We start from the raw sequence: 14,227 nt of genomic DNA, 5'->3' as shown, positions 1-14,227 counted from the left end.
ATGGGCTTAACTTATCAAATGAAAATGAAAATTCCTTTTGATATGGCTGATATGAACGGTCATATCAAGATTCCAGATGTGATATTGCTATCCCTACAAGTTTCAGGGATGCAGTCGATTGAGTTAGGAGTTAGTGATAAGGCTATTTTGGAAGACTATAATCTGGTCTGGATCATCACAGACTATGATATTGAGGTGGCTCGTTTGCCTCGTTTTGCGGAAGAAATCACCATCGAAACGGAAGCTTTGAGCTACAATCGACTCTTTTGCTACCGTCGCTTTACCATTTATGATGAAGCGGGGCAGGAGCTCATTCACATGATGGCGACTTTTGTTCTTATGGACCGAGACAGTCGAAAAGTCCATGCTGTTGAACCTGAGATTGTGGCTCCTTACCAGTCTGATTTTGATAAAAAGCTTATCCGCGGACCAAAGTATGAGTCCTTGAACGAGCCAATCAGCAAAGATTACCATGTCCGTTTTTACGACTTGGATATGAATGGCCATGTCAATAACAGTAAATACTTGGACTGGATTTTTGAGGTCATGGGAGCGGACTTTTTGACCCAGTATATTCCCAAGAAAATTAATATCAAATATGTCAAGGAAGTTCTACCAGGTGGGGTGATTACATCGGCTGTTGAACGGTCTGGACTGGAAAGCAAGCATGAGATTACAAGCGACGGTGTTACCAATGCACAGGCTATCATCACATGGCAAGAAATGAAGAAGGATTAGAGAAAAATATGAAATATAAAGGCTATTTAATTGATTTAGACGGAACTATTTATAAGGGGAAAGACAGAATCCCAGCAGGAGAGGCTTTTGTTCATGAATTGCAAAAGCGGGACATTCCTTATCTCTTTGTGACAAACAATACAACCCGCACCCCAGAGAGTGTTCAGGAGATGCTGGCTCAGAATTTTAATATCGATACGCCTCTGTCTACTGTCTACACAGCGACTTTGGCAACTATCGACTATATGAATGACTTGGGACTGGAAAAGACGGTCTATGTCATCGGAGAAGCAGGGCTCAAGGAAGCCATCAAGGCGGCTGGTTATGTGGAAGACAAGGAAAATCCAGCCTATGTAGTAGTAGGACTGGATTGGCAAGTTGACTATGAAAAATTTGCCACAGCAACTCTGGCTATCCAGAAGGGTGCTCACTTTATCGGAACCAATCCTGACCTTAACATTCCAACAGAGCGCGGTCTTTTGCCTGGTGCTGGTTCACTGATTACGCTACTCGAAGTAGCAACACGAGTGAAGCCTGTTTATATCGGAAAACCAAATGCCATCATTATGGACAAGGCGGTTGAGCACTTAGGTTTGGAACGTGAAGAGTTGATTATGGTTGGGGACAATTACTTGACTGATATCTGGGCTGGGATTGACAACGGCATTCCAACGCTCTTGGTGACGACAGGTTTTACCAAGGCAGAAGAAGTGGCAGACCTGCCAATCGCACCGACTCATGTGGTTTCTAGCCTTGCGGAGTGGAATTTTGATGAAAACTAAACTGACCTTTTGGGGCTCTATGCTCTTTCTCCTCTCTCTTTCTATCCTTCTGACCATTTATTTGGCTTGGATTTTTTATCCGCTGGAAATTCAGTGGTTAAGTTTAACGGATCAGGTCTATCTAAAGCCAGAAACCATTCAGTACAACTTTCATATCTTGATGGATTACCTGACCAATCCTTTTAGTCAGGTCTTGCAGATGCCTGATTTTCGTTCGTCAGCAGCTGGTCTGCACCACTTTGCAGTGGTCAAGAATCTCTTTCATTTGGTTCAGCTAGTAGCCCTAGTGACGCTGCCAAATTTCTATTTCTTTGTCAAAGGGATTGTGAAAAAAGGCTTCTTGTCTCTCTTTTGTAAAAGTCTCCTAGCTCTAGTAGTCTTGCCTTTGCTGATTGGTCTTGGGGGAGTTTTGATTGGTTTTGACCAATTCTTTACTCTTTTCCATCAAATTCTCTTTGTGGGAGATGATACCTGGCTTTTTGACCCAGCCAAGGATCCTGTTATTCTGATTTTGCCAGAGACCTTCTTCCTTCATGCCTTCCTCCTCTTTTTTGCCCTCTATGAAAGCTTCTTTAGCTATCTTTACCTAAAAAGTCGTAGGAAGTGAAACGAAAGATGTTCTTATTTCACATGTATAAATTAGGTGTGTAATTCGAAACTATCGTTAAGAGTGAATTAACTAATTCAGAAATGTATTAATCGTTCGCAAACAGTCTATTTTTCTTGAAAAAATAGGCTTTTTTTCTAAAAATATCTAGTCAAGCGCTTTATTTTTTTGTATAATAGAGGTAGCAAAGTATAGATAAGAAGAGAAAAGCATGATTACACTATTCCTATCACCGAGCTGTACTTCATGTCGTAAGGCAAAGGCCTGGTTAGAAAAACATAAGGTGCCCTTTGAGGAGCACAATATTATGACCAGTCCTTTAACAAGAAAAGAATTGCAACATATTCTTTCCTTGACCGAAAATGGTACTGATGACATCATTTCAACTCGTTCAAAAATTTTTCAAAAATTAGATATTGATGTAGAAAGTATTTCGGTATCAGAATTGCTTCATTTGATTGAGCAGTATCCTAGTCTTTTGCGTCGTCCCATTATTATTGATGCCAAACGTATGCAGATCGGTTTTAATGAAGATGAGATTCGTGCTTTTCTCCCTCGTAGTTACCGTAAGCAAGAACTAAAAGAAGCAAGAATGAGAGCTGGTATTAGTTAATGAACAAACAGTATAGTTACCCACTAGATTTGTCGTGGAGCACTGAAGAACTTGCTTCAGTGCTTTCTTTTTTTAATGATGTTGAAGCTGCCTATGAAGGCAAGGTAGAGGCTAAAAAGTTACTGGAATCCTATAAGGGATTCAAGGCGGTCGTGCCAAGTAAGAGCGAAGAGAAACGTTTGGGACGAGAATTTGAAACAGTGAGTGGCTATTCGCTTTACCGAGCAGTTCAGGCGGCTAAGGAAAAAGGGGAAGGAAAGATTTCTCTTGGAAAGTAAATTCGAATTTGCCAAAGAGCTAATTAAGAAAGCAGGCCAGTACATCCTTGACCACATGCAGGAAGACTTGTGTGTTGAGACCAAGTCCTCTCCAACAGATTTGGTGACCAGACTGGACAAGGAAGTTCAGGAGCTATTGGTTGGTGAGATTTTGTCTCGTTATCCTGAGGATAAGATTTGTGCTGAAGAAGGTTGTCTGCGAGCCTCGGTTCAAGAGGGCAGGGTTTGGGTTATTGATCCCATTGATGGGACCAATAATTTTGTAGCCCAGCAGGAAGATTTTGCTGTTATGATGGCTTATTTTGAAAATGGTCAAGGACAGTTTGGTCTGATTTATGATGTGGTCAAGGGGGATTGTTATCACGGTGGTGGTAAGTTTCCAGTCTGTCGAAATAATAAGCCCCTAGCTCCCTTTCAAGCAAAACCACTTAGAAATTTTCTCATTGCAGGGAATAGTGGTATGCTGGAAACCAATGAATGGGGTTTGGCTGATTTGAGTCGAGCGGTCCTCGGTGTTCGTGTCTATGGGAGTGCGGCCATTAGTTTTGCCAAGATTTTGTCAGGGCGTTTGTTGAGCTATGTCACCTATCTGCAACCATGGGATTATGCTGCGGCTAGTATTTTAGGGGAAAGTCTGGGCTATCGGATTGTGACTCTTTCTGGTGAAACTCCTAATTTTCAAACCAGACAGCCGGTCATGATGCTACCACTTGAGATGCAGGAGGAAATTCAGTCCTATATTTACGAAAGGAAAAGAACTTAAATGCAATTTCCAGAAGGATTTGTTGAAAAATATGAAGAGATACTAGGAGATGAGGCAAGAGATTTTCTTGCCTCTTTTGAGGAGGAAGCGGTTTCGGCCTTTCGGGTCAATCCCTTAAAAGAAGCACCAGTTTCCTTTTCTAATCCCATTCCTCAAACCCCTTGGGGCTACTATGGAAAGGTTTCAGGAAAATCTCCTGAGCATGCTACTGGTTTGGTTTATTCGCAAGAACCTGCTGCCCAAATGGTTGCTCAGGTAGCCCAGCCCAGTCCTGGTATGAAGGTTTTGGACTTGGCAGCTGCACCGGGTGGTAAATCAACTCAGCTGGCATCCTATCTAGCAGGTGAAGGTATTCTGGTTTCCAATGAAATTTCAAGCAAACGGGCTAAGATTTTAGTAGAAAACATGGAGCGCTTTGGAGCGACAAATGTCGTAGTGACCAATGAATCTGCTGACCGCTTGGCCAAGGTTTTTAAGGGCTATTTTGACCTCATTGTCTTGGATGCCCCTTGCTCTGGTGAAGGAATGTTTCGTAAGCAACCAGATGCTATGAACTATTGGAGCTTAGATTATCCGAGTCAATGCTCTAGCTTGCAAAGAGAAATTCTGGAAGATGCAGTAACCATGCTAGCAGAAGGTGGTCGCTTGGTTTATTCAACCTGTACCTGGGCCCCCGAGGAAAACGAAGAGATTGTCAAGTGGTTGCTGGAAGAGTATGATTTTGATTTGTTGCCAGTAGAGCATATCAATGGAATGGTAGCTGGAATTGACCTGCCAGAGACGGCTCGGATGTATCCTCATCATTTTATGGGAGAGGGGCAGTTTGTAGCCCATTTACAATTTAAGGGTGAAAATCCAGCACCGAAATATAAGGCAAGTAAGAGTAATCTTAGCCGAGAACAAGTTGCCTTGTGGCAGGAATTTGCCCAAAAACACTTGAAAATCAATCTAAGGGGAATCTTGCAGACTTTTGGTGATCAACTCTATCTCTTGCCAGAACTCTTGCCAGATTTAGGGAAGCTCAAGATTGCTCGCAATGGACTGCATCTGGGCACTTTTAAGAAGAAACGCTTTGAGCCTAGTTTTGCTCTTGGTCTAGCCTTGAAACCGAGTCAGGTCAAGCAGTCGGTTGAAATTGATCAAGAAGAGTTTGTAAAGTATGCCGCTGGAGAAACCGTTCAGCTGGCAGAAAGTCTGCCAAATGGTTGGTACCAAGTTTTAGTTAAAGGAAATGGTTTGGGTTTTGCTAAGGTGACTGGAAATGTTTTGAAAAATTATTTTCCAAAAGGTCTCAGATTCAAGTGAAAATGCTAGTCAAAGTAGCTTGTCTATGTTATAGTGGAAGTATGGATTTTTTTCAAATTGTCTTTCATTTTAAGTCAAAATTGGTGGAAAAGGTAACTGAGCAAATTTCTAGTAAAACCAAGCTAGCAACTTCAGTTGGCTCCCAATTTTCAAAAGAAAAACATAAATAAATAGTTGAAAAAATTCACAGCATTCACCATTATTTTCAAGGAGAAAAACAGTGAAAAAAAGGAAAAAACTCGCTCTATCCCTTGCGGCTCTTTTGCTAGTAGGTTCTTTAGCGGGATGTGCTAGCTGGATTGATCGTGGGGAATCCATGACAGCTGTTGGTTCAACGGCTCTTCAGCCCTTGGTCGAAGCAGCAGCAGATGAATTTGGCTCTATGCACGTTGGAAAAACAGTCAACGTCCAAGGTGGAGGATCTGGTACTGGTCTGTCTCAGGTTCAGTCTGGAGCCGTTGATGTAGGAAATTCAGACGTATTTGCCGAGGAAAAAGACGGTATCAACGCATCCGCTCTAGTGGACCATAAGGTTGCTGTAGCGGGCTTGGCAGTTATTGTGAACAAGGAAGTTGATGTTGAAAATCTGACAACTGAACAACTCCGTAGCATCTTCACAGGTCAAGTAACCAACTGGAAAGAGGTCGGTGGGAAAGACCTAGCTATTTCCATTATCAACCGCGCGGCAAGCTCTGGTTCGCGTGCAACCTTTGATAGTGTTATCATGGATGGTCAATCTGCTGTGCAGAGTCAAGAACAGGATTCAAATGGGATGGTCAAAAACATTGTTTCCCAGACACCAGGAGCCATTTCTTACCTAGCCTTTGCCTATGTGGATGACTCGGTTAAACGTATGAAGTTGAATGGCTATGAGCCGATTGCAGAAAATGTTACAACCAATAACTGGCCTTTGTGGTCTTATGAACACATGTATACCCTAGGTCAACCAAATGAATTAGTGGCAGAATTTCTCAACTTTGTCCTTTCAGATGAAGTTCAGAATGGAATCGTAAAAGGAATGGGCTATATTTCTGTCAAGTAAATGAAGGTTGAAAAAGATGCTGCAGGAACAGTGACAGCACTAGAAGGGAGTCAATAATGAATCAAGAAGAATTAGCTAAAAAATTACTTTCTCCCTCAAAGAACTCTCGTCTAGAGAAACTAGGAAAAGGCTTGACCTTTGCCTGTCTGTCTTTGATTGTCATTATTGTGGCTATGATTTTGATTTTCGTAGCCCAAAAAGGCTTGTCGACCTTCTTTGTCAATGGGGTCAATATCTTTGATTTCCTATTTGGCCAAACATGGAATCCTTCAGGTAAACAATTTGGTGCCCTTCCAATGATTTTGGGTTCCTTTATTGTCACAATCCTGTCAGCCCTTATCGCAACTCCTTTTGCCATTGGTGCGGCAGTCTTTATGACTGAAGTCTCGCCAAAAGGTGCTAGAATCTTGCAACCAGCTATTGAATTGCTTGTCGGAATTCCTTCCGTCGTGTATGGATTTATCGGTTTGCAGGTCGTAGTTCCCTTTGTCCGCAGTGTCTTTGGTGGAACTGGTTTTGGGATTTTGTCAGGGATTTTTGTTCTCTTTGTCATGATTTTACCGACGGTAACCTTTATGACAACCGATAGTTTGCGTGCGGTGCCTCGTCACTACCGCGAAGCTAGTTTAGCTATGGGAGCTACTCGTTGGCAAACCATCTGGCGAGTGACTTTGAAGGCTGCGCGTTCAGGGATTTTCACAGCAGTGGTCTTTGGGATGGCGCGTGCCTTTGGTGAGGCCTTGGCCATTCAGATGGTGGTCGGAAACTCAGCCGTTGTCCCAACTTCATTGACAACACCTGCTGCAACCTTGACCTCTGTGTTGACCATGGGTATCGGAAATACCGTTATGGGAACCGTTGACAATAACGTTCTCTGGTCACTGGCCTTAGTCTTGCTCTTGATGAGTTTGGCCTTCAACAGTGTGATTAAATTGATTACGAAAGAAAGAGGAAAGAAAAACTATGCACGCTAAGAAATTAGATAAAATTGCAACAGCTGTCCTCTACTCGATTGCAGGGATTATCGTTGCCATCTTGGCATCCTTGATTCTCTATATCTTGGTTCGTGGTTTGCCTCATATCTCTTGGTCTTTCTTGACTGGCAAATCATCTTCTTACCAAGCAGGCGGAGGGATTGGGATTCAGCTCTATAATTCCTTCTTCCTTTTGGTCATCACCTTGATTATCTCTGTACCCTTGTCTATGGGGGCTGGGATTTTCCTAGCTGAATATGCCAAAAAAGGTCCTGTGACCAACTTTGTCAGAACCTGTATTGAAATCTTGTCTTCTCTACCATCAGTGGTTGTAGGTCTCTTTGGTTACTTGATCTTTGTAGTTCAGTTTGAGTATGGATTTTCAATCATTTCAGGTGCCTTGGCCTTGACAGTCTTTAACCTGCCTCAGATGACTCGTAATGTTGAAGACAGTTTGAAACACGTTCACCACACGCAACGTGAAGCTGGCCTAGCTCTTGGGATTTCTCGTTGGGAGACTGTAGTCCATGTGGTCATTCCAGAAGCCCTTCCAGGGATTGTAACGGGGGTTGTCTTGGCCTCTGGTCGAATCTTTGGTGAGGCGGCTGCTTTGATCTATACAGCAGGACAATCTGCTCCAGCTCTTGACTGGTCTAACTGGAATATTCTCAGTGTAACCAGCCCAATCTCTATCTTCCGTCAAGCAGAAACCTTGGCTGTCCATATCTGGAAAGTCAATAGCGAAGGAACTATTCCTGATGGAACCATCGTATCAGCAGGTTCTGCGGCTGTGCTCCTCATCTTTATCCTCATCTTTAACTTTGGAGCCCGTAAACTCGGAAGCTACCTACATAAGAAATTAACTGCTGCCTAAAGGAGAAGCCATGTCAAAATATAATTGGGATGAAAAGCATATCATCACCTTTCCTGAAGAGAAAGTGGCCCTCTCTACTAAGGATTTACATGTTTACTACGGTAAAAAAGAATCCATCAAGGGCATCGATATGCAATTTGAAAAGAATAAAATTACAGCCTTAATTGGCCCATCTGGATCAGGGAAATCAACCTACCTCCGCAGTCTCAATCGTATGAATGATACCATTGATATTGCTAAGGTCACAGGTCAAATCCTCTACCAAGGGATTGATGTCAACCGTCCAGAAATCAACGTCTATGAGATGCGCAAGCACATCGGAATGGTCTTCCAACGACCAAATCCCTTTGCCAAGTCTATCTACCGCAATATCACTTTTGCCCATGAACGTGCAGGGGTTAAGGACAAGCAAGTCTTGGATGAAATTGTGGAAACCTCTCTTCGTCAAGCTGCCCTTTGGGACCAGGTCAAAGACGATTTGCACAAGTCGGCCTTGACCCTATCTGGTGGTCAGCAGCAACGTCTCTGTATCGCTCGTGCCATCTCTGTTAAACCAGATATTCTCTTGATGGATGAGCCGGCGTCTGCCTTGGATCCGATTGCGACTGCTCAACTTGAAGAAACCATGCTGGAGTTGAAGAAGGATTTTACCATTATCATCGTGACCCACAGTATGCAGCAGGCTGCGCGTGCGAGTGATTACACAGGATTTTTCTACTTGGGTGACTTGATTGAGTATGATAAGACCTCTAATATTTTCCAAAATGCCAAACTACAGTCAACCAATGACTACGTAACAGGACACTTTGGATAGAAAGGAAACAGTATGACAGAAGCGATTTTACAGGTGTCAGACCTGTCCGTTTACTACAATCAAAAAAAGGCCTTGAATAGTGTTTCCCTATCTTTCCAACCTAAGGAAATTACAGCCTTGATTGGTCCATCTGGATCAGGGAAATCAACCCTCCTCAAGGCTATCAACCGCATGGGAGATCTTAATCCAGAGGTAACCACAACTGGTTCAGTAGTATACAACGGCCACAACATCTACAGTCCACGTACAGATACAGTTGAATTGCGTAAGGAAATCGGTATGGTTTTCCAACAACCAAACCCTTTCCCTATGTCCATCTACGAAAATGTTGTCTACGGGCTTCGTATCAATGGAGTGAAGGACAAGCAAGTTCTAGATGAAGCGGTGGAAAAAGCCTTGCAACGTGCTTCCATCTGGGATGAGGTCAAGGATCGCCTACATGATTCAGCTATCGGGCTTTCAGGTGGACAACAGCAACGTGTCTGTGTTGCCCGTGTCTTGGCAACCAGTCCTAAAATCATTCTCTTGGATGAACCGACTTCAGCCTTGGACCCTATCTCTGCTGGGAAGATTGAGGAAACCTTGTATGGGCTAAAAGATAAATACACCATGCTCTTGGTTACACGTTCCATGCAACAAGCCTCTCGTATCTCTGACAAGACAGGATTTTTCCTAGATGGAGATTTGATTGAGTTTAACGATACCAAGAAGATGTTCCTCAACCCACAACACAAGGAAACAGAAGATTATATTTCAGGAAAATTTGGATAAGGAGATAAATGATGTTACGTTCTCAATTTGAAGAAGATTTAGAGAAATTGCACAACCAGTTCTACGCTATGGGACAAGAAGTGCTATCCCAAATCAATCGTACAGTGCGTGCCTTTGTTACGCATGACCGTGATTTGGCCAAGGAAGTCATCGAAGACGATGCAGAAGTAAACGAATACGAAGTGAAATTGGAGAAAAAATCATTTGAAATGATTGCCCTTCAACAACCCGTTTCTCAAGACTTGCGTACTGTTTTGACAGTCTTGAAGGCTGTATCTGACTTGGAACGTATGGGTGACCATGCCGTTTCTATTGCCAAAGCGGCAATTCGTATGAAAGGGGAGCAACGCATCCCAGCTGTTGAAGAAGAAATCAAGAGAATGGGTCGCGATGTCAAGAACTTCGTCGAAGCAGCTCTTGAACTTTATCTGAATGGTTCAGTTGATCAGGCCTATGAAGTAGCAGCCATGGACGAAAAAATCAACCATTACTTTGATAGCATTCGTGACTTGGCTACAGAAGAAATCAAGAAAAATCCTGATGCCATTGTTACAGGTCGTGATTATTTCCAAGTGATTGCCTTCTTGGAACGCATTGGAGACTATGCCAAGAATATCTGTGAATGGGTTGTTTACTTTGAAACAGGTAAGATTGTCGAACTATAAAATAGGTTCAATCTGTATAAAAAGGAGCTTGAAATCAACTGATAGCTCCTTTTATTGAATGAAAAAAATATTTTTAAGATAAAAATTCAAAAAAACACTTGACAAGTAACTTGGATAGCGTTATAATTATACAAAATCAACAGAGAGGTTGTTTATTTATGAAATCAAAAAAATGGATATTTGTTTTATGTAGTTTTCTTGCAAGTTTCTTCTTAGTAGCTTGCCAGTCGGGTTCTAATGGTTCTCAGTCAGCTGTTGAAGCCATTAAGCAAAAGGGGAAATTAGTTGTGGCGACCAGTCCTGACTATGCACCCTTTGAGTTCCAATCATTGGTTGACGGAAAAAATCAGGTTGTCGGTGCGGATATTGACATGGCTCAGGCTATCGCTGATGAACTTGGGGTTAAGTTGGAAATTTCAAGCATGAGTTTTGACAATGTCTTGACTAGTCTTCAAACTGGTAAGGCTGATCTAGCTGTTGCGGGAATTAGCGCTACTGACGAGAGAAAAGAAGTCTTTGATTTTTCAATTCCTTACTATGAAAACAAGATTAGTTTCTTGGTTCGTAAGTCTGATGTAGAAAAATACAAGGATTTAACTAGCCTTGAAAGTGCTAATATTGCAGCCCAAAAAGGGACTGTTCCAGAAGCTATGGTCAAGGAACAATTACCAAAAGCTCAATTGACTTCTCTAACCAATATGGGTGAAGCAGTTAATGAATTGCAGGCTGGAAAAGTAGATGCTGTTCACATGGATGAGCCTGTTGCTCTTAGCTACGCTGCTAAAAATGCGGACCTAGCTGTCGCAACTGTCAGCTTGAAGATGAAGGACGGCGAAGCAAATGCCGTTGCCCTTAGAAAAAATAGTGCTGATTTGAAAGAAGTGGTGGACAAGGTTATTCAAAAACTCAAGGATGACGGTACCTACCAAAAATATCTTGAAAAGGCAGCAAGTCTAACAGAAGTTGAACAATAAGAAAAAAGCAGAGTTGGAAGTCAGTCCAATTCTGCTTTTAAATAGTTTAAAACCTTTTCCAGATTGTCTAGGGACACCTTGGCAAATTGATAAGGGCAGGCATCCAAGTATGCCTCTTCAAAGAAGTCTAAGCCCAGTTGACTGTGCTTGAGACTGGCGATTTTAGGGTACTGTCTGAGATCAAGTAATAAACCATCGTGTAGGGGATAATGAGGAAGGGGACAAGGTGTTTTGGTTAAACTTTTCTCGAGTTGTTTTTGGTAGTCTTCTTGATTGGACAAGCGAGCTAGACGGTTTTTCTCAAATAATTGACTGTCAATATAGAGTGACAGGGCCTTTTGCATGATGAGGTTGCTGTCGTAGTCTAGGATATTTTTGTAGACCACAAAGGCTTCTTTGATAGCATTTGGCAGGATGAGTGCTGTTATCCGCAGGGCTGGAAAGAGACTGGTTGAGAAGGACTTGATATAAATGACGCGCTCTTCTGTATCCAGATAGTGGAAGGTCTGGCCCTTTTTAGAGTCCAAATCCCCCAAATAGTCGTCCTCTACGATATAGACACCATACTTGGCAGCTAAGTCAAGAATAGCTCGTTTGTCCTGCTCAGAATAGGAATGCCCCAGAGGATAGTGAAATCGAGGAATGGTATAGAAAAACTTAATCTTTCCTGTCTTGAAATGGCTTTCCAGTTCCTCCAAGTCAATCCCATCAATGCCTCGTTCAATGGTTTGATAGTCTAATCCTTGAGCAATCAAGAGGCGATTCATCCGATGGTAGGTCGGCTGTTCTACCAAGATTTCCTTGGCTTGGCTAGGGAAGGAAATTTGCGAGAGAATAAAAAGGGCTTGTTGGGTTCCAGAAGTCAGTACCAGTTGGTCTGCCTTGCAGTAGAGAGCTTGGTCAAAGAGGAGTTTATGAATGGATTGTCTTAAGTCTTCTAATCCTTCTTGGTTGTCATAGTAGTTGAACAGGTAGTTTTCTCGGCCAATCAAGGTTTCATTGATACAGAGTCGGAAATCGTCATAGGCACTGGCATGTTCGTCAGTGACTTCGATTTCTAGATCCTGGTGTTGCCCTTGTTCTAGGACATAGTAACCACTCTGGGGCTTGGCATAGAGGTATTGTTCGTGCCGTAATTCCAGAAGGGCTCGTTGGATAGTATCCTTGCTACAGTGAAAGTCAAGGCTCAGTTGACGAATAGAAGGCAGGCGGCTACCCGTTGGAAAGCGGCCAGACTCGATACTATTTTTCAGATAAGCTACGACCTCTTGGTACTTGCTTTGTTTCTTCATTCCAGACCTCCCTTGATTTTGTTACATTGTACCCTTTTTTTTATTTCTTGGCAATGTCTAGGGTGTTTCTCTCGTTCACATATAGGGGCAAATGTGGTATACTAAGGAGTAAGATTTACAGAATAACAGACAAGAAAGTGAATGGATAAGAACGTGCAGGAACCAGTGAAATTATTTCAATACAATACCCTTGGAGCCTTGATGGCTGGCCTTTATGGTGGTACCATGACAGTAGGAGAATTGCTAGAGCATGGTGACCTTGGTTTGGGAACTTTGGATTCCATTGATGGAGAATTGATTGTCTTGGATGGCAAGGCTTATCAAGCCAAAGGCTCAGGAGAGCAACCGGAAATTGTAGAAGTGTCACCAGATGCCCTTATTCCTTACGCTGCAGTGGTACCGCATCAGGCAGAGGTCATTTTCCGCCAGCGGTTTGAGATGACAGACAAGGAATTGGAAGAGCGAATCGAGTCTTATTATGACGGGGAAAATCTTTTCCGCTCTATCAAGATTCGGGGGGAATTTTCGCATATGCATGTGCGCATGATTCCTAAGTCGACACCAGATACCAAGTTTGCTGATGTCGCAACCCATCAACCTGAATATAGTCGTGACAATGTAGCAGGAACCATCGTTGGTTTCTGGACGCCAGAGATTTTTCATGGTGTCAGTGTGGCAGGCTATCATCTGCACTTCATTTCAGATGACTTGACCTTCGGTGGTCATGTCATGGACTTTGTCATCAAGGAAGGGATTATTGAGGTGGGAGCGGTTGACCAGTTGGACCAACGTTTCCCAGTACAAGACCGTCAATACTTGTTTGCTAAGTTCAATGTTGACGAGATGAAAAAAGATATTGAAAAGGCGGAATAGGAGAAGAAAATGACCATTCATATTATCATTACCATGGTGTTGTTGCTGGCATTCTTGATAGGGAGCGTTTGGTATACCAAAAAGAAATACCAGATTAATCTAGCTGTTTTGGGCTTGGGGGCTGTTGCCTTCTTTGTCTCTTCACAGATTTTGGAAAAACTGGTGCATATCTTGGTTTTGCATCCTCAAAAAGACGGTAGTATTGCCCTCTTGCAAGATCATCCGCTTGTCTATATCATCTATGGCCTAGCCATGGCAGCATTTTTTGAGGAAACAGCTCGTCTTGTTTTCTTCAAATGGTTGGAGAAAAAGAGAAGTTTGGAAAAGGCAGATGCCTTGGCTTATGGGTTAGGTCATGGTGGCTTGGAGTTGATTTTCCTAGGTCTTACTAGTTTGCTTAATCTCTACTTCGTTCTCTCAGCAGTTCAAACGCAGGATCCACAGGTCATGCAATTACTGTCTGAAAATATGTTGAAAACTATCCAGTCGCTATCAGTCTGGCAGATTTATTTGCTTGGTTTTGAGAGAATCTTGGCGCTAGGTTTCCAATTACTCTTGACTGTTTGGGTTTACCAAGCTGTTCGCCAGAAGAAATGGATTTATCTCTTAGCGGCCTATGGACTACATGCCTTCTTTGACCTGGCACCATCTCTTGTCCAAGTTGGCTGGTTGACCAATCCAGTCTTGGTTGAAGTTGTCCTAGCACTTGAACTTGTTCTGGTTGCCTATGGAACAAAGGCTATCTTTTGTAAAAAATCATAATAAAAGGGGGAAACCTCTTTTTCTTATGCAAAATCCAAACAAGGTCTTTTTAGGGTCGTCAAATGTCTCTAAAAATGGTATAATGGAATGAATTTTGTAA

17 protein-coding genes are annotated in these 14,227 nt (G+C 42.6%); 16 read left to right on the top strand and 1 reads right to left on the bottom strand.

Translation table 11 applies throughout. The features are described 5' to 3' along the window. The 14 genes from ACN076_RS08355 (at position 1) to ACN076_RS08290 (ending at position 11,200) form a co-directional block, all read left to right on the top strand. Entirely contained in the window at positions 1 to 738 is a 738-nt protein-coding gene (locus tag ACN076_RS08355; protein WP_265528477.1) for an acyl-[acyl-carrier-protein] thioesterase, read from the top strand. 8 nt (positions 739 to 746) lie between these two features. After that, on the top strand, positions 747 to 1,520 hold the full coding sequence (locus ACN076_RS08350; RefSeq protein ID WP_261029458.1) for a TIGR01457 family HAD-type hydrolase: 774 nt from the start codon (positions 747 to 749) through the stop codon (positions 1,518 to 1,520). After that, entirely contained in the window at positions 1,510 to 2,127 is a 618-nt protein-coding gene (locus tag ACN076_RS08345) for a TIGR01906 family membrane protein (RefSeq protein WP_261029456.1), read from the top strand. The genes ACN076_RS08350 and ACN076_RS08345 overlap by 11 nt, the downstream gene beginning before the upstream one ends. A gap of 211 nt (positions 2,128 to 2,338) precedes the next feature. After that, positions 2,339 to 2,740, top strand: coding sequence for a Spx/MgsR family RNA polymerase-binding regulatory protein (locus tag ACN076_RS08340; protein WP_000631254.1), 402 nt, complete (start codon positions 2,339 to 2,341; stop codon positions 2,738 to 2,740). After that, positions 2,740 to 3,018 carry a UPF0223 family protein gene (locus ACN076_RS08335; protein ID WP_120718646.1) on the top strand — a complete coding sequence of 93 codons (279 nt, stop codon included), beginning with the start codon at positions 2,740 to 2,742 and terminating at the stop codon, positions 3,016 to 3,018. The genes ACN076_RS08340 and ACN076_RS08335 overlap by 1 nt, the downstream gene beginning before the upstream one ends. Further along, positions 3,008 to 3,781: an inositol monophosphatase family protein gene (locus tag ACN076_RS08330; RefSeq protein ID WP_420789824.1), complete on the top strand. Its 774-nt coding sequence runs from the start codon at positions 3,008 to 3,010 to the stop codon at positions 3,779 to 3,781. Before ACN076_RS08335 ends, ACN076_RS08330 begins: the two co-directional genes overlap by 11 nt. Beyond that, positions 3,782 to 5,086 (top strand): RsmF rRNA methyltransferase first C-terminal domain-containing protein, encoded by a 1,305-nt coding sequence (locus ACN076_RS08325; RefSeq protein WP_203175965.1) that lies wholly within the window; start codon positions 3,782 to 3,784, stop codon positions 5,084 to 5,086. A 220-nt stretch (positions 5,087 to 5,306) separates the two neighbouring features. Further along, a complete protein-coding gene (locus tag ACN076_RS08320; RefSeq protein ID WP_420789823.1) occupies positions 5,307 to 6,128 on the top strand; it encodes a phosphate ABC transporter substrate-binding protein PstS in 822 nt (273 codons plus the stop codon). A gap of 56 nt (positions 6,129 to 6,184) precedes the next feature. After that, positions 6,185 to 7,102 carry a phosphate ABC transporter permease subunit PstC gene (gene pstC / locus ACN076_RS08315; RefSeq protein WP_001070903.1) on the top strand — a complete coding sequence of 306 codons (918 nt, stop codon included), beginning with the start codon at positions 6,185 to 6,187 and terminating at the stop codon, positions 7,100 to 7,102. Further along, complete coding sequence (pstA, locus tag ACN076_RS08310) at positions 7,092 to 7,976, top strand: phosphate ABC transporter permease PstA (RefSeq protein ID WP_000543046.1); 885 nt, start codon at positions 7,092 to 7,094, stop codon at positions 7,974 to 7,976. Before pstC ends, pstA begins: the two co-directional genes overlap by 11 nt. A 10-nt stretch (positions 7,977 to 7,986) precedes the next feature. Next, positions 7,987 to 8,790 carry a phosphate ABC transporter ATP-binding protein PstB gene (gene pstB / locus ACN076_RS08305; RefSeq protein ID WP_020900241.1) on the top strand — a complete coding sequence of 268 codons (804 nt, stop codon included), beginning with the start codon at positions 7,987 to 7,989 and terminating at the stop codon, positions 8,788 to 8,790. A gap of 12 nt (positions 8,791 to 8,802) precedes the next feature. After that, positions 8,803 to 9,561, top strand: coding sequence for a phosphate ABC transporter ATP-binding protein PstB (pstB, locus tag ACN076_RS08300; protein WP_000133484.1), 759 nt, complete (start codon positions 8,803 to 8,805; stop codon positions 9,559 to 9,561). An 11-nt stretch (positions 9,562 to 9,572) separates the two neighbouring features. Next, positions 9,573 to 10,226, top strand: a complete 654-nt coding sequence (gene phoU, locus ACN076_RS08295; protein WP_000946458.1) for a phosphate signaling complex protein PhoU — start codon at positions 9,573 to 9,575, stop codon at positions 10,224 to 10,226. Positions 10,227 to 10,384: 158 nt separating this feature from the next. Next, entirely contained in the window at positions 10,385 to 11,200 is an 816-nt protein-coding gene (locus ACN076_RS08290; RefSeq protein WP_020900242.1) for an ABC transporter substrate-binding protein, read from the top strand. Positions 11,201 to 11,220: 20 nt separating this feature from the next. Here ACN076_RS08290 and ACN076_RS08285 read toward each other — a convergent pair whose 3' ends face one another. Next, a complete protein-coding gene (locus ACN076_RS08285) occupies positions 11,221 to 12,492 on the bottom strand; it encodes a PLP-dependent aminotransferase family protein (RefSeq protein ID WP_020900243.1) in 1,272 nt (423 codons plus the stop codon). A 141-nt stretch (positions 12,493 to 12,633) separates the two neighbouring features. Here ACN076_RS08285 and budA point away from each other — a divergent pair, with 141 nt between their 5' ends. Further along, positions 12,634 to 13,365 carry an acetolactate decarboxylase gene (budA, locus tag ACN076_RS08280; protein WP_000360311.1) on the top strand — a complete coding sequence of 244 codons (732 nt, stop codon included), beginning with the start codon at positions 12,634 to 12,636 and terminating at the stop codon, positions 13,363 to 13,365. Between the two features lie 9 nt (positions 13,366 to 13,374). Continuing rightward, positions 13,375 to 14,127, top strand: coding sequence for a YhfC family intramembrane metalloprotease (locus ACN076_RS08275; RefSeq protein WP_020900244.1), 753 nt, complete (start codon positions 13,375 to 13,377; stop codon positions 14,125 to 14,127). Positions 14,128 to 14,227 lie beyond the last annotated feature (100 nt).

It is taken from the genome of Streptococcus sp. K0074, from assembly GCF_048843365.1.
Classification (GTDB): Bacteria; Bacillota; Bacilli; order Lactobacillales; family Streptococcaceae; genus Streptococcus; species Streptococcus mitis_BM.
The sequence above is the reverse complement of the archived record's forward strand: the minus strand, read 5'-3'. Positions and strand labels throughout refer to the sequence as shown.

Excerpts from the sequence above, each read along its gene's own strand:
- pstB (WP_000133484.1), top strand. The coding sequence starts at position 8,803 with ATGACAGAAGCGATTTTACAGGTGTCAGACCTGTCCGTTTACTACAAT.
- ACN076_RS08285 (WP_020900243.1), bottom strand. The coding sequence starts at position 12,492 with ATGAAGAAACAAAGCAAGTACCAAGAGGTCGTAGCTTATCTGAAAAAT.
- ACN076_RS08290 (WP_020900242.1), top strand. The coding sequence starts at position 10,385 with ATGAAATCAAAAAAATGGATATTTGTTTTATGTAGTTTTCTTGCAAGT.
- ACN076_RS08275 (WP_020900244.1), top strand. The coding sequence starts at position 13,375 with ATGACCATTCATATTATCATTACCATGGTGTTGTTGCTGGCATTCTTG.
- ACN076_RS08340 (WP_000631254.1), top strand. The coding sequence starts at position 2,339 with ATGATTACACTATTCCTATCACCGAGCTGTACTTCATGTCGTAAGGCA.
- ACN076_RS08355 (WP_265528477.1), top strand. The coding sequence starts at position 1 with ATGGGCTTAACTTATCAAATGAAAATGAAAATTCCTTTTGATATGGCT.
- budA (WP_000360311.1), top strand. The coding sequence starts at position 12,634 with ATGGATAAGAACGTGCAGGAACCAGTGAAATTATTTCAATACAATACC.
- phoU (WP_000946458.1), top strand. The coding sequence starts at position 9,573 with ATGTTACGTTCTCAATTTGAAGAAGATTTAGAGAAATTGCACAACCAG.
- pstA (WP_000543046.1), top strand. The coding sequence starts at position 7,092 with ATGCACGCTAAGAAATTAGATAAAATTGCAACAGCTGTCCTCTACTCG.
- ACN076_RS08345 (WP_261029456.1), top strand. The coding sequence starts at position 1,510 with ATGAAAACTAAACTGACCTTTTGGGGCTCTATGCTCTTTCTCCTCTCT.
- ACN076_RS08350 (WP_261029458.1), top strand. The coding sequence starts at position 747 with ATGAAATATAAAGGCTATTTAATTGATTTAGACGGAACTATTTATAAG.
- ACN076_RS08325 (WP_203175965.1), top strand. The coding sequence starts at position 3,782 with ATGCAATTTCCAGAAGGATTTGTTGAAAAATATGAAGAGATACTAGGA.
- pstB (WP_020900241.1), top strand. The coding sequence starts at position 7,987 with ATGTCAAAATATAATTGGGATGAAAAGCATATCATCACCTTTCCTGAA.
- pstC (WP_001070903.1), top strand. The coding sequence starts at position 6,185 with ATGAATCAAGAAGAATTAGCTAAAAAATTACTTTCTCCCTCAAAGAAC.
- ACN076_RS08335 (WP_120718646.1), top strand. The coding sequence starts at position 2,740 with ATGAACAAACAGTATAGTTACCCACTAGATTTGTCGTGGAGCACTGAA.